At 65.5% G+C, this 13,635-nt stretch carries 12 protein-coding genes; 5 read left to right on the top strand and 7 right to left on the bottom strand.

What is annotated here, in order from left to right; all coding sequences use genetic code 11:
- The first annotated feature begins 114 nt into the window (after nucleotides 1–114).
- Complete coding sequence (locus tag QA639_RS24460) at nucleotides 115–609, top strand: MarR family transcriptional regulator (RefSeq protein WP_193395223.1); 495 nt, start codon at nucleotides 115–117, stop codon at nucleotides 607–609.
- Here QA639_RS24460 and QA639_RS24455 read toward each other — a convergent pair.
- The 4 genes from QA639_RS24455 to QA639_RS24440 all read right to left on the bottom strand — a co-directional run bounded on the left by QA639_RS24455 (nucleotide 581) and on the right by QA639_RS24440 (nucleotide 5,336).
- The gene (locus QA639_RS24455; protein ID WP_028333910.1) at nucleotides 581–1,849 is read right to left on the bottom strand and encodes an O-antigen ligase family protein; all 1,269 of its coding nucleotides are present in this window, start codon (nucleotides 1,847–1,849) and stop codon (nucleotides 581–583) included. The genes QA639_RS24460 and QA639_RS24455 overlap by 29 nt on opposite strands.
- Nucleotides 1,850–1,921: 72 nt before the next feature.
- Nucleotides 1,922–3,466, bottom strand: coding sequence for an undecaprenyl-phosphate glucose phosphotransferase (locus tag QA639_RS24450; RefSeq protein WP_283087561.1), 1,545 nt, complete (start codon nucleotides 3,464–3,466; stop codon nucleotides 1,922–1,924).
- Between the two features lie 115 nt (nucleotides 3,467–3,581).
- Nucleotides 3,582–4,721: a glycosyltransferase family 4 protein gene (locus QA639_RS24445; RefSeq protein WP_283087560.1), complete on the bottom strand. Its 1,140-nt coding sequence runs from the start codon at nucleotides 4,719–4,721 to the stop codon at nucleotides 3,582–3,584.
- A gap of 3 nt (nucleotides 4,722–4,724) precedes the next feature.
- A complete protein-coding gene (locus tag QA639_RS24440) occupies nucleotides 4,725–5,336 on the bottom strand; it encodes a polysaccharide biosynthesis/export family protein (RefSeq protein WP_428841061.1) in 612 nt (203 codons plus the stop codon).
- Between the two features lie 175 nt (nucleotides 5,337–5,511).
- Between QA639_RS24440 and QA639_RS24435 the strand changes: the two genes are divergently transcribed.
- Nucleotides 5,512–7,854 (top strand): GumC family protein, encoded by a 2,343-nt coding sequence (locus QA639_RS24435; protein WP_283087559.1) that lies wholly within the window; start codon nucleotides 5,512–5,514, stop codon nucleotides 7,852–7,854.
- A 9-nt stretch (nucleotides 7,855–7,863) separates the two neighbouring features.
- On the opposite strand, the gene QA639_RS24430 is transcribed toward QA639_RS24435, so the two are convergent.
- Nucleotides 7,864–8,229, bottom strand: coding sequence for a Bug family tripartite tricarboxylate transporter substrate binding protein (locus tag QA639_RS24430; protein WP_283087558.1), 366 nt, complete (start codon nucleotides 8,227–8,229; stop codon nucleotides 7,864–7,866).
- A gap of 65 nt (nucleotides 8,230–8,294) precedes the next feature.
- Between QA639_RS24430 and QA639_RS24425 the strand changes: the two genes are divergently transcribed.
- A complete protein-coding gene (locus QA639_RS24425; RefSeq protein WP_050384915.1) occupies nucleotides 8,295–8,537 on the top strand; it encodes a type 2 periplasmic-binding domain-containing protein in 243 nt (80 codons plus the stop codon).
- Between the two features lie 45 nt (nucleotides 8,538–8,582).
- On the opposite strand, the gene QA639_RS24420 is transcribed toward QA639_RS24425, so the two are convergent.
- The gene (locus QA639_RS24420) at nucleotides 8,583–9,920 is read right to left on the bottom strand and encodes an MFS transporter (protein WP_016844958.1); all 1,338 of its coding nucleotides are present in this window, start codon (nucleotides 9,918–9,920) and stop codon (nucleotides 8,583–8,585) included.
- Nucleotides 9,921–10,244: 324 nt separating this feature from the next.
- On the opposite strand from QA639_RS24420, the gene QA639_RS24415 reads away from it, so the two are divergent.
- Nucleotides 10,245–11,183 carry a LysR family transcriptional regulator gene (locus tag QA639_RS24415; RefSeq protein ID WP_283087557.1) on the top strand — a complete coding sequence of 313 codons (939 nt, stop codon included), beginning with the start codon at nucleotides 10,245–10,247 and terminating at the stop codon, nucleotides 11,181–11,183.
- A 4-nt stretch (nucleotides 11,184–11,187) separates the two neighbouring features.
- Here QA639_RS24415 and QA639_RS24410 read toward each other — a convergent pair whose 3' ends face one another.
- Entirely contained in the window at nucleotides 11,188–12,381 is a 1,194-nt protein-coding gene (locus QA639_RS24410; RefSeq protein ID WP_283087556.1) for a GNAT family N-acetyltransferase, read from the bottom strand.
- A gap of 168 nt (nucleotides 12,382–12,549) precedes the next feature.
- Between QA639_RS24410 and QA639_RS24405 the strand changes: the two genes are divergently transcribed.
- Entirely contained in the window at nucleotides 12,550–13,578 is a 1,029-nt protein-coding gene (locus tag QA639_RS24405) for a polysaccharide deacetylase family protein (RefSeq protein WP_157341067.1), read from the top strand.
- The last annotated feature ends 57 nt before the right edge of the window (nucleotides 13,579–13,635 follow it).

Here is a 13,635-nt window from a genome sequence, read left to right as displayed (position 1 = left end):
CATGCATCCGTGTGGGATAGGAAAGGTCAGTTGCTAATTATCTTAGTACCTAAGATATTAGACGAGTAAGAGATGGGAGCCGATTTGTCAAGCACGACCTCGCGCCAAGCGCTGATGCAGGAACTCGAGGAGGCGATGCGCCGGTCATCCGCGCAGGGCGTGATGTACGGCCAAGCCGTTGCGAACATGGCCGGAATTTCCAATTCCGACATGGAATGCATGGACATCCTGCACCTTGAGGGGCGGGTGACCGCGGGGCGCCTAGCCGAGGTCACCGGGCTGACCACCGGCGCGATCACCGGCGTGGTCGATCGTCTGGAGAAGGCGGGTTACGTGCGCCGCGAGCGGGACGAGAGCGACCGCCGCAAGGTCTTCATCTCGGTGGTGGAGGAAAAAGCGGCGGAGATCGGCAAGTTCTACGTGCCGATGCAGGAGGCGATGCTCAAGCTGTGGAGCAGCTACACCGACGACGAGCTGCACTTGCTGCTGCGCTTCGCCAATGACGGCTACAAGGGCGTGCTGGAAGCGACCGGAGCATTGAAGGCGGTGATCGACATGCCGCCGGAGCAGCGCGCCAGTCTCAGGATGCCGCCGAAGACTCGTCGATAATCCGTGCCGACATCGCGCGGTAGCGCTCGGCCGCCGCATACATACCCCACATCGTGCCCAGCATCATCCAGAAGTGCCGCCAGTGGTCGGTATCGATGATGAAGCTCTCGCCGACGAAGCCGAGGAACGCCGAGAAGACCGCGAGATAGCCGCGCTGCCACGGCACCCGCATGTAGATGTAGCGGAAGCCGATGACCGCGGTGACGAACACCAGCGCCGGATAGCAGATGCCGGAGATCCAGCCGCCCGACATGAAGGCGTTGAGATAGGAATTGTGGGTGTCCTCGGGGAAGTAAGTGTGGAATTGCAGTGGCCCGATGCCGAACGGCAGCTCCAGCGCCATCTGGGCGCCGAGGATGTGGCGGCCGAACCGGCCGAAGCGGCCTTCGTCATAGCTCTGGTCGAAGCTCGCGCGCTGCTTGAACATGTCGGCGACCGAGCCGACCGAGAGCAGCACCGCGATCAGCGCCACGGCCAGGATCGCGGCGATCAGGGTCATCACGATGATGCGCGAGCGCTGCGCCTGCGAGCGGCTGGTGAACACCATCAGCGCCAGCATGAAGGCCGCGGTGATCACGAGGCCGCCCCAGGCGGCGCGCGAGAACGACAGCAGGATCGCGAGCGAGATGATGCCGAAGGCGATGGCGTTGCGGAACGCCTTGCCGAAGCGGTCGGAGACGACGCTCTGCAGCGTGAACAGCGCCGGCAGGATCAGGAAGGCGCCGAGCACGTTCGGGTCCTTGAAGGTGCCGCGGGCGCGGTCATACAGCGTCAGCAGGTCGTAGCCGCCGGGCACCAGACGGAAGTAGCCGGCGATGCCCGCGAGCGAAGCGATCATCGCGCCGACGATCAGGCCGCGGCGCAGCATGTCGAGGCGGGCTTCGGTATCCTCCGACATCACCATCGCGAAGAAGATGACGGTGATGGCCATGTACCAGGAGGTCAGGATCCAGTTCACCACCTCCGGCTTGTCGAGGAACGGCACCGCACCGATGCTGTAGCCGACATTGAGCACGATCAATGTGAACAGCAGCGGCATGAACACCAGCCGCATGCGCAAGCCCGTGGCGAAGAACAGCACGCAGGCGGTCAGCGTGACGAGCTCATACGGGCTCGGCTCGATGAACACGATGGCGCCGGACGCGCCGGCCAGCCACACCAGTGCCCGCTGTAGCGCCAGCACGCCCGTTGGTGCTGATGTCAGCGAATGGGACGTCCCGGCTGTCGCCGCATAGGCCATCGGATACTCACGCAACGCAACAGATACATACGTTTGTCATTGCGCGCGCAACGACAGCAATCGGCTGAATTCTCAGTACGCGTTCTCGCTCTTGGTCAGCAGCGAGAACGGGGTCTTGAGCAGGATGTAGAGGTCGAACAGCACCGACCAGTTCTCGATGTAATAGAGGTCATATTCGACGCGCTTCTGGATCTTCTCGTCGGTGTCGACCTCGCCGCGCCAGCCGTTGATCTGCGCCCAGCCGGTGATGCCGGGCTTGACGCGGTGGCGAGCGAAGTAGCCGTCGACCGCCTCGTCGAACAGGCGGTTCTCCAGCTTGCTCTGCACGGCGTGCGGGCGCGGGCCGACCAGCGACAGATTGCCCTTCAGCACCACGTTGAACAGTTGCGGCAATTCGTCGAGCGAGGTCTTGCGGATGAAGCGGCCGACGCGGGTCACGCGCGGATCGTTCTTGGTCACGACCTTGGAGGCGGTGGGGTCGGCCTGGTGGTGGTAGAGCGAGCGGAATTTGTAAACGTCGATCCGCTCGTTGTTGAAGCCGAAGCGCTTCTGGCGGAACAGCACCGGGCCGGGGCTGTCGAGTTTCACCGCGAGCGCCACCAGTCCCAACACCGGCAGCGCCGCAAGCAGGGCCAGACCGCCGACCACGCGGTCGAACAGCCATTTCAGCACCAGATCCCAGTCGGTGATCGGCGCCTCGAACATATCGAGCGTCGGCACCTTGCCGATATAGGAATAGGAACGGGGGTGGAAGCGCAGCTTGTTGGTATGGGCCGACAGGCGGATGTCGACCGGCAGCACCCACAGCTTCTTCAGCATTTCCAGGATGCGGGTCTCCGCCGAGATCGGCAACGCGAACAGCACGAGGTCGACGCGGGTGCGGCGGGCGAATTCGACGATGTCATCGATCTTGCCGAGTTTCGGTGAGCCGGCGCAGGTATTAGTGGCGCGATCGTCATTGCGGTCGTCGAACACGCCGAGCACATGGATGTCGGAATCATCCTCGGCGTTCAGCGCCTCGATCAGCTGCTCGCCGTTGTGGTCGGCTCCGACGATGATGGTGCGGCGGTCGAGCCGGCCGTCATGCGCCCAGGCGCGCACCATCGATCGCAGCAGCAGCCGTTCGGCGATCAGCACCGCAAGGCCGACGCAGAAGAACGACGACAGCCAGACCCGCGAGACCTCGCCACCGAGCTTGACCAGGAAGGAGATGCCGATGAACAGCAGGAACACGACGGCCCATGACGAGATCATGCGCGTCATCTGGCGAAGCTGGCCGCGGAAGATCTGCACCTGGTAGATATCGGCGGCCTGGAAGCAGACCACGGCGGCAGCCGACATGCCGAGGATCGATGCGATATATCCCCAGTGAATGCCGCCGCCGGCGAGCGGCCTGACATAGGCGAGATAGAGCCCAACGCCGACCAGGCTGAGCAGCACGAAGTCGGCGAGGCGAACTACGCCGGCGATCACGACCGGCGAGTAGGCGCCGCGAACCTTCTGGTTGGTAACGGCGAGCGCGGCCGGCGAGAGGCGCCGGCGCCGTTCGATCTGCGGCTGAGCGGCCGTCGCAGACGCAGCGGCATCCAGCATCGAGCGTGCGTTAAACGGTTCCACGAGTCCACGTCCATTCCTGCGCATGCAGATGGGCATCCGCGCGCAGCACGAAAATTCCCCCGGACGTGACTTAAGGGAACAAATCGGAAGAAACGGTTACGTGTGCAAGAAGTGGTTAACGTTTGGCAAATGCGTCGCGATAGCCGGCCAGTACACCATCGACCATCGCGCTTTGCGAGAAATGTTCCGAAATCCGTTCGCGCAGTCGCTCGGCGCGCGCCGCGGTCGCGGCGGGATCGTCGAGCGCGGCCTTGATCGCGTCGGCCATCGCTCCGGCATTGCTCGGCGCGAACAGGGCGTCGGTGTGGGTATCGAAGATCTCGGGGATGCCGCCGACATCGGCCGCGATCATCGGAACGCCGGCCGCGCCCGCCTCGATCACCACATAGGGCATCGAATCGCCGCGCGAGGGCACCACGAGCAGGCTACCCTTCGAGAAGCCAAAGCGCGCCTTGACGTGACCGATGAAACGGACGGCCTCACCGAGCGACAGCCGCTTCACCTGCTCCTTGAGGCGCTCGAATTCCTCGCCGTCGCCGCCGAGCGTCAACGTCACCGGCTTGCCCTCGGCGCGCAGCTTCGCCACCGCGTCGATCAGGAGATCGGCGCCCTTGATGCGCCGGAACTCGCCGACATAGGCCACATCGGCGGCATCGTCGGCGCGGGGGACCGGTTCGAATTCCTCCGCGGTGACGCCGTTGAACACGCAGCGCACGAGGCCTGCCGGCTTGCCGACGGTGCGCTGATAGGTGTCGCGGGCAAACGCGCTCTCGAACAGGAACAGGTCGGTGCTGTTCATCAGGGTGCGCTCGAGCTGGCTGTAGAAGCGGCCCTTCCAGGTGTCGAGCGGGTAGTGCAGCGAGCCGCCGTGCGGCGTGTAGACCCGGATCACCTTGCTCGAGCGCCGCCGCAGCCGGACATAGGCGCCGGCCTTGGCGCCATGGCCGTGGACGACATCGGGTTTCAGCTTGCGGATCAGGCCGGCGATGTGGGCCCAGACCATGAAGTCGGCGAAGCGCGGCTCGCGGCGTATCGCCACGCGGTGGACGCCGAGCTTGAGCCGCGGCTCGATCTCGGCAAGCGCCGCGTCGGCCCGCACGCCGCCGGTCAGGCTGTCGGCGACGATACCGACATGGTGGCCGCGTTCGATCTGGCCGTTGGCGACGTCGAGGATGTGACGAATGATGCCGCCGACCGGGGCGCGCACCACGTGCAGGATGCGGAGCGGCGGTTGCTGGGTTTGATCCTGCGCCATCGATCAGAACCAGCGCTCGCCGACGAACACGGTGTCGCCCGGGCCGATCGGCGTGCCCAGCGGAGCGACGAAGCGGCCTGCGCCGGATGCATCGGTGTGGGTGAGGGTGACCTCGTCGCGCCTGGCGCGCGGCGAGAAGCCGCCGGCGATCGCGACCGCGCTTTCGACCGTCATGTTGGGCACATAGGGATATTGGCCGGGGGCCTGGACTTCGCCGAGGATGAAGAACGGCCGGTAGGCCTCGATCTCGACCGAGACCGACGGCTCGCGGATGTAGCCGTTGCGCAGCCGAGCAGTGATCTCGGCGGCAAGCCGGGCAGGGGTGCGGCCGCGCGCCGGCACCGAGCCGATCAGCGGCATGGTGATCGCGCCGGCGGCGTCGATCGCATAGGCGTTGGTCAGCCCTTCCTGGCCATAGACCACAACGCGGAGCTTGTCGCCGGGGCCGAGATTATAGCCCTCGCGCGTCGGTGCGGGATCGGCATAGGCCGCGGGCGCAGCATACGCCATCGAATCGAGGCCGGGGTCGCCGGCGACCGGCGACGTTCGGCCCATGCAGCCCGACAGCGCGAGCGCAGTGACCAGGCAAATAAGGGGAGCGCGCAGATCGCGCATGTGAGGAATCCCGCGACAAGATCGGCCCCGATTAACGGCACTCATGGTTAACAAAGAATGACGGGGCGGGTGGTGGCGGCCATGCCCGTCAACCCCACCGATTAACCCAGCGGCAACCTTAATGGACTGTAATCGCCCCATTGAGATGGAGTCGCGGTGTCCGCGGGGGTTCGTTATGCGTTTTGCATTCTGGCGTAGAGGCAAGGATAAGGCCGTCGTGCAACGGGCGTTGCCGAAGTCTGCGCCCGTCGCCGACGAAGCTGTCGTGAAGCCGGCTGCGCCCAAGCCTGCTCCTGACAAGCCTGCTCCTGACAAGCCGGCCCGTCCGGCGGAGACGGCCGATCTCGACCTGCACGTGCTCGGCCGCGCGCTGGCGCGCAAGCGCGGCTGGATCATTGTGCCGACGGTGCTGGCGTTCGCGTTGTCGCTTGCCGCGGTCAACGTCGTGACGCCGCGCTACAAGTCGGAAGCGCGAATCCTGATCGACAATCGCGAGAACGCCTTCCTGCGTCCGAACGGCGAGCGCGACCTGGAGCGCACCTCGCTCGACGCCGAGGCGGTGACGAGTCAGGTGCAGCTGCTGCTGTCGCGCGATCTCGCGCGCGACATCATCAAGAAGAACAAGCTGGCCGAGCGTCCGGAGTTCGATCCGGTGCTGCGGGGCTTTTCGCCGCTGAAGTCGCTGCTGGCGCTGTTCGGCATCGGCCGTGACCCGTTCAGCCTGACGCCGGAAGAGCGGGTGCTTGATTCATATTACGAGCGCTTCCAGGCTTTTGCGGTCGACAAGTCGCGCGTCATGGTGATCGAGTTCCAGTCGGAAGATTCCGAGCTTGCGGCGCGCGTCGCCAACTCGATTGCAGACGGTTATCTCGTGCTGCAGCAGGCCGCGCGACAGGACCAGGCCAAATCCGCCAGCACATGGCTGCTCGGCGAGATCGACAAGCTGCGCACCAAGGTCGCGGACGCGGATTCGCGCGTCGAGGAATTCCGCTCGAAGTCGAGCCTGTTCGTCGGCACCAACAACATCCCGCTGTCGAACCAGCAGATGGGTGAGCTGAACACGCAGCTCAACAATGCCCGCGCGCTGAAGGCGGATGCCGAGACCAAGGCGCGGCTGATCCGGGAGATGCTTCAGGGCGGCAAGCCGATCGAGGCTTCCGAGGTCCTCAATTCCGAGCTGATCCGCCGGCTGGCCGAACAGCGCGGCACGCTGCGCGCGCAGCTTGCCGAGCAGTCGTCGACGCTGCTCGACAACCATCCGCGCATCAAGGAATTGAAGGCGCAGATCGCCGATCTCGACCGGCAATTGCGCGAGGAAGCCGGCAAGGTTTCGCGCTCGCTGGACAATGACGCCCGCGTCGCCGATGGCCGTGTCATGGCGTTGCAGGCGAGCCTGGACCAGTCGAAGAGGCAGGCATCGTCTAGCAATAGCCAGGACGTGCAACTGCGCGGGCTGGAGCGCGAAGCCAAGGCGCAGCGCGACCTGCTGGAGGCCTATCTCGCCAAGTATCGCGAGGCGACGGCGCGCGAGAACATCGAGGCCGCGCCGACCGACGGTCGCATCATCTCGCGCGCCTCGGTTTCGAATACGCCGGCCTATCCGAAGAAGCTGCCGATCGTGCTGATCGCGACGCTGGCGACGCTGCTGCTGTCGTCCGGCATCATCATCACCGGCGAGCTGCTGCGCATCTCCGCGCCCGGTGCGGTTGGCCGCGCCTTCGCGCCGGCGGCCGCCGTGATCAGGCGCCGCGAGCCGGTCATGGATGCCGCAACCGTGGACCAGCCCGCGCCGGCGCTGCCGCCTGAACCCGCGCTCGCATCGCCGGTCGCGCCGAGGCCGGCGGTGGAGCCCGAACTGCCGCTGGAGCCTGCGGCTGCCTATGAACCTCCGGCGCCGCCTGAGTCAGCCCAGACCGCCGACGAGATCGATGAGCTCGCCGAGCGCCTCGTCGCCGCCGGTCCCGCCGCCCACAAGGTCACCGTGCTCGGCCCGGCTGCGGCTGATAGCGTTACGCTGACCGCCCTGACGCTGGCGCGTCTGATGGCGCGCCAGGTCAAGGTCGTCGTCGTCGATCTCGTCGCGTCCTCGCCGGTGTTGACGTCGGCGACCGTCGATCCCGGGGCGCCGGGCCTTGCCGAGCTGATGCAGGGCGAGGCGACCTTCGCGCAGATCATCACCAAGGATCGGCAGTCGCGTGTTCAGATTGTCAGCGCCGGGCGTCCGGGCTTCGATCGCTCGCATCTGCAATCGCCGCGGCTCGCCCTTGCGATCGATGCGCTGCTCAGGGTCTACGACCACGTGCTGCTCGACGCCGGTTCGGCCGTCGACCTGCCGGCCGAACTGCTGACCGCGAAGGCGCAGGCGGTCGTCGTGCCCGACGCCGCCATGGCGCAGGATGCCCGCCACTCGATGGTCGAGCAACTCAGGGCGGTCGGCTTCGCCGAAGTGACGATGCTGAGCAAGCCCTGCGCGGCGTCGGAAGCGGTCGCGAGGGGCCCGCGGGTGGTCGCCGCCTGAGCGCCACCGTCAGCCCGTCGGGGTAAATCCGGTCGCCCGCACGATCCCTTTCCAGCGATCGGATTCGGTGGCGAGCAGTTGCGCAAAGTCATTCATCGCGACCGCGTCGACGTCGACCGACAGTTTGGCCATGCCGGATTTGACCTCGTCGGTGCGCAATGACGCCTGGATCGCGCTGTTGAGTTGCGCGACGATTGCCGCGGGCGTCTTTGCCGGCAGGAAGATGCCGAACCAGGTCACGTCCTGAAGTGCGGGGTAACCGGCTTCCGCCACCGTCGGCACATCGGGGAGAGATTTGAGACGGCCGGGACCGGTCGTCGCCAGAGCGCGAAGCTGTCCGGATTGGACCTGGCCCAGCAGGCTGTCGATCGGCATCACCGCCGACGCGATCTCGCCCTTCAGGAGATCCTGCACCGCCCCTCTGCCCGCTGTCGCTTCATTTGTGCTGCCGGCTCGCCGCAACCGGCCGCTTCATCACCATGCTGCCGGGCTCGGTCGCGCAGTTTGCCGGCGGCGATCTCGGGCTGAAGGTGCTTCCGGTTCAGCTTCCGCGGGCGGCCGCCGTCTCGGCGGCGATCGTCACGCTGAAGGGCCGCACCCTGGGCCCGACCGCCGAGATATTCATCGCCTGCATCCGTGAGATCGCGAAGGCGGCCGCGAGCAAGGCGGCCGCCGGCAGGTGACGGGCATTACAGGCGCCGTTCCCTTCCGGTGCAGGCGCCCGATGCCTAGTGCGCCATCATCGGTTCGCGCGCGGTTCGCTCGAGCACCGGATCGATCCGCAGCCTGATCGTGACCAGCGCGCCGATCAGTCCCATCACGGCGAGCAGCAGCAGGCCCGCCGTGAAGCTGCCGGTCAGGTCCTTCAGATAGCCGACGGCGAACGGGCCGGCGAAGCCTGACAGGTTGCCGAGCGAGTTGATCGCGGCAATGCCTGCCGCCGCCGAGGCGCCGGTCAGGATGCCGGCCGGCATCGGCCAGAACATCGGCGGCACGGCTGACACGCCGATCTGCGCAAGGCAGAGCAGGGCGACGATCAGCACCGGATTCGACACCAGCCCGGCAAGGCCGATGCCGACGGCGGCGAGCGTCAGTGCGCCGGCGACATGGTATCGCCGCTCGCCGGTCTTGTCGGAATGGCGGCCGAGCAGCACCATGCCGACCGCGCCGAACACGAAGGGCAGGGCCGCGATCAAGCCGGTCTGGGTGTCGGTGACGCCAAACGCCTTGATGATGGTGGGCAGGAAGAATGCGACGCCGTAGCTTGCCGCGTTGAGGCAGAAATACACGAAGGCGCAGGCAAGGACCCGCGAGTCGGTGAGCGACTGCAGAACGGAAATGTGCTCCACGGCCTCGGTTTGCTGCCGCTCGCGCTCAAGCGTGGTCTGGATCCACTTGACCTCGTCGGGCTGCAGCCAGCTTGCCTGGCGCGGAAAGTCCGGCAGGAAGGTCAGGACAGCGAAGCCGACCAGGACCGACGGCAATGCCTCGCAAACGAACAGCCACTGCCATCCGGTCAGGCCGGCGCCCGACAGGTTGAGCAGCAATCCCGAGATCGGCGCCCCGATGATGCTCGAGATCGGGATCGCCAGCATGAACAGGCTGATGACGCGCGCGCGGTACACCGACGGGAACCAGAGCGTCAGATAGAAGATGATGCCGGGGAAGAAGCCGGCTTCGCAGGCGCCGAGCAGGAGGCGCAGGAAGTAGAAGATCCATTCGCTCGACAGGCCGCTCGCCGCTGACATCTGCGGGATGAAGGCAAATGCGGCCGAGACGATGCCCCAGCTGATCATGATGCGGGCAATCCAGCGCCGTGCACCGAACCGCTCCAGAAGGATGTTGGAGGGCACCTCGAAGAAGAAGTAGCCGATGAAGAACAGGCCGGCGCCGAGCCCGTAGGCGGCCTCGCTGAGGCCGAGCGCCGCGTTCATGTGCAGCTTGGCGAAGCCGACATTGACGCGATCGAGATAGGCCACGAAGTAACACAGGATGAGGAACGGAATCAGCCGCCGCATCATCTTCCCGATCGCGCGCTTCTCGACATCGTCGCTCATCGTTCCCATCCCTTCCTGTTTTTCGGATTCGGCAGACGATCACTGCGCTGTTCGGGGCGGCACCTGGTGCACCCGCAGCGGTTCGTCGCGTTGCCCTTGCAAGTCCCATTCATTGTTGTGTAATCGACGGCCGCGTGACTAATGGCATTTGGGAATGGAGCCACGGCGAAACTGTCATGATGCACCGCGGTATAAACGCGGGAACCCTGGAGCGTTTTCCAGCGAAGTGGCTGCCGGTTCGCGCAAAGAAAACGCGTCAAAGCAGAATTTGGAGCCCCGTTCCGGCTGAAACGGAACGGATAAGGCTCTTGCCGGGCAGGATGGTGGCGGGCCGTGATCAATAATCTGAAACTGCGCCAGCTGCGCCTGCTGGTCGCTCTCGACAACGAGCGCAAGTTGCAGCTCGCCGCCGAGCGGTTGAACATCACCCAGTCGGCGGCATCGAAGATGCTCGCCGAAATCGAGGCGCTGGCGCGGGTTCCCTTGTTTGAACGCACCGCGCGCGGCGTCGAACCGACGGCCTATGGGTCGATCCTGATCCGTGGCGGCAAAAGCGTGCTGGCCGATCTCGACCAGGTCACCGACGAGTTCGCGGGCTATAAGTCCGGTGAGCTCGGCACCGTCTCCGTTGGAACAGTCGCCAAGCCGAGCATCGATCTCGTCGTCGACGTGATCCAGTATCTTGGCGAGAAGCTGCATCGGGTGAACATCTCGCTCGATGTCAGCACCAGCCCGCCTTTGATCACGCGACTGCTGGCGCTCGAGTTCGATTTCGTCGTCGCCAGGATTCCCGCCGGCATCGACCCCCGGCAATTCGACTATTACGAGATCGGCGCGGAGGAGGCGGTGCTGCTCGTTCGTGCGGAGCATCCGTTGGCCGGCCGCGAGACGGTCGAGCTGGAGGACATGGCCGACCAGCAATGGATCTGCCAGCCGCGCGAATCCTTCATGCGCCAGGCGCTCGAGAGGCTGTTCATGAGCCGCGGCGTGACGCCGCCGCGCCGGGTCATCAACACCGAGTCGTTTTTCGCCTCGGTCGGAATTGCCGCGGGCATCGACGCGATCGTGCCGGTCCCCATGCTGGTGTTCGATCTGGTCGATCCGCAGCGGTTCAAGGTGCTGCGCCTGCGCGACAGGCTGTTGTTGGAGAATTACGGCCTGATCAAGTTGCGCAAGCGTGCGCTGTCACCCGCCGCGGCATTGTTGTTCGACGCGATGAAGCGGCTCGGCGTACCGAGTGGCGGCGCAGAGCAGGGCGACGCGGCGAGCTGAGTGCTCAGCGGAACATGCTGCGCAGGTTCTGGGCAATCTCGAACAGCGCCGGATTTTGCTTCACAGCGCGCTTGGCGCGATTGATGGCCGACAGCGCACTGGCCGCCGGCTTGCCGCGCAGGCTGAGCGGAATGAAGCTGTCGACGACGGCTTCATCGTCCTTGCAGAACAGCCGCTTGTACTCGTCCGAGCCGATGCCGAGATCCAGAGCGCGGTAGTTCAGGCCGGCATGGCGATCGGTGATATCGCGCATCAGGATCAGGCCGGGGCTGAACTTGGAATTGGCCGACATCGTGTAGGTGTTGAACATCATCGAGAAGCGATGACCGTCGGACACGCCGGCGAAGATCGCGATCACTTCCTCGTCGCACTCCAGCGCGTGGATGTCGATCGCATAGCCGTTGCCGTCGGCGCGCGGAGCGAGGCAGGCGGCACGAATGAACGGCTCGATGCCCGGCTCGGCGAACACGTTCGGCAGCTTCTGCTCCGCCATGCGCTGCGGCTTGACGCGGAAGAACCAGTCGAGCAGGCGGCAGACATCGGCGCTCTCGCTCGCGACGTAATAGCGGTAGCCGGGCAGCGCCTGCAGCTTGCGCTCCTTGCCCTTGAGGCGGCGGCGGAACGAGTTGCTGATCAGCGCCGCGGGGGCCGCGCCGGGCTCGATCGCCAGCACCGGGCAGTCGTTGACCGAAGGCTGGTGCGGCAGCATCGCCAGCGGATTCGGCAGGTCCTGCCAGCGCAGCGGCTGCTGGCAGAGCACGAGCGCGTCGGCGCGGGAGCGTTCGGTGATCGATCCGATCAGAGCCGCGATATCGGCTTCCGTCGCGTTAGCGGCGAAATCCCTCTCGCACAGCGCCATGTTGAAGGTTGCATGCTTGCCGCCCATGAAGCTCGCGCAGTTCGCGCCGAGGCGGGACTCGATTGCGAGCGGCAACAGCAGCAGCGGCCGGCGTTCGCTGTCATGGGCGACGACGATGAAGGGCCGCAGGCCCTCGCGCTCGCCGACCTGGCGCTGCCAACTGGCGAGGAAATCGAACCGCTGATAGGGCGTGTAGCTGTGCTGCGATGTCTCGAAGCTGCGCCAGGTGGCCTCGGCCGCGGTGAGATCATGAAAGATGTCGACGCCGGCAACGCGGATTGCGTTAGGCCACGCCCGCGTCTCAGCCGTCTGGCCTTCGATTGCCGCCGCCATGGTCATCTCGGAACCCAAATTTTTTTTAGGTATTAATTTACAGTTCTCGGCTGGGCCGACCTTCGCAGGGAAATGTCAACAAAGAGTAATAACAATGCCGTGGCGGTGTGCGGGAACCGCCTGACAAGGACGGGGATCTTGGCGCCGGACAGCGGGATTTTACGACGGGCCCGAATGGAGCTCGCGTATTTCAGTGGCGCCTTCAAGCTGCGGGAACGCGAGAGCGGCGGCGCCGGGGTGATCCTGCGCTTCGCCCGCGTTCGTCCCGCGCGACGCGGCCGGTTTCAGCCGCTGAAGTCCCAGGAGATCACGCCGGCTTTCCTCGATCGCACGATCCGCGCGCTGAAACGCTGGCAGTATGACATCGTCGGAATCGACGAGGCTTGCCGCCGCGCGGTGACCTTGCCGGAGCGCCGGCGCTTTGCCTGCCTGACCTTTGACGGCGCCAGCAAGGACATCGTCACCCATGCCTGGCCGGTGCTCATGAGGCACCGCGTCCCCTTCACCCTGTATCTGCCGACGGCTTTCCCGGATGGTGTGGGCGCGGCGTGGTGGCTGGCGCTCGAGGACATCATCGCCCGCGAGAGCCGCATCGGCCTCATGGTCGACGGCAGGGAACGGCACTTCGCCGTCTCGACGCTGTCGGACAAATACGAGCTGTTCGATTTCCTGTCCGGCTGGCTGCGCAAGCTGCCGCCGTCGGACCTGTCCTACGCGCTGAACGATCTCGCCAGGCGCTATTCGGCCGACGCGGCCCAATTGTCACGCAATGCGTCACTCGACTGGCAGGATCTGGCGAAGCTTGCCGCCGATCCGAATGTGACGTTCGGCAGCGCCACCGTGAACTATCCGGCACTGTCAAGCCTCAGGGATGCCGACGCGCAGCGCGAGATGGCGATGGGCAACGCGGTGGCCGAGAGCGCGCTTGGGCGGCAGGTCAGGCATTTCGCATTCCCGTTCGGGGACCGCGATGCATTCGGCCGTCCGCATGTCGTGATGGCCGAGGAGGCCGGCTTTGCCAGCGCGGTGTCGACCATACCAGGGGTCGTCGAGGCGCAGCGGCGCACCAACCTCCACGCGCTGCCGCGCATCGCATGGGACGGCCGCGTGCGCTCATTGCGGATGATGCGGGTGTTGCTGTCGGGTGTGATGTTCGCGCCGGTACGGCCGACGCGCAGTGCGCGCGACCAGAACGCTACCTAAAGCGCGATGAGATTAGGTTGAATCCCCATCGCGCTTTAGCTCCTTGTTTGAGCATGA

It is taken from the genome of Bradyrhizobium pachyrhizi (assembly GCF_029714545.1).
In the GTDB taxonomy this organism is placed as follows: Bacteria; Pseudomonadota; Alphaproteobacteria; order Rhizobiales; family Xanthobacteraceae; genus Bradyrhizobium; species Bradyrhizobium pachyrhizi.
This window is presented reverse-complemented; position numbering and strand designations above follow the sequence as displayed.

Coding starts and splice junctions, on each gene's coding strand:
- QA639_RS24460 (WP_193395223.1), top strand. CDS start 115: ATGCAGGAACTCGAGGAGGCGATGCGCCGGTCATCCGCGCAGGGCGTG.
- QA639_RS24455 (WP_028333910.1), bottom strand. CDS start 1,849: ATGGCCTATGCGGCGACAGCCGGGACGTCCCATTCGCTGACATCAGCA.
- QA639_RS24445 (WP_283087560.1), bottom strand. CDS start 4,721: ATGGCGCAGGATCAAACCCAGCAACCGCCGCTCCGCATCCTGCACGTG.
- QA639_RS24440 (WP_428841061.1), bottom strand. CDS start 5,336: ATGCGCGATCTGCGCGCTCCCCTTATTTGCCTGGTCACTGCGCTCGCG.
- QA639_RS24435 (WP_283087559.1), top strand. CDS start 5,512: ATGCGTTTTGCATTCTGGCGTAGAGGCAAGGATAAGGCCGTCGTGCAA.
- QA639_RS24430 (WP_283087558.1), bottom strand. CDS start 8,229: ATGCCGATCGACAGCCTGCTGGGCCAGGTCCAATCCGGACAGCTTCGC.
- QA639_RS24420 (WP_016844958.1), bottom strand. CDS start 9,920: ATGGGAACGATGAGCGACGATGTCGAGAAGCGCGCGATCGGGAAGATG.
- QA639_RS24410 (WP_283087556.1), bottom strand. CDS start 12,381: ATGACCATGGCGGCGGCAATCGAAGGCCAGACGGCTGAGACGCGGGCG.
- QA639_RS24405 (WP_157341067.1), top strand. CDS start 12,550: ATGGAGCTCGCGTATTTCAGTGGCGCCTTCAAGCTGCGGGAACGCGAG.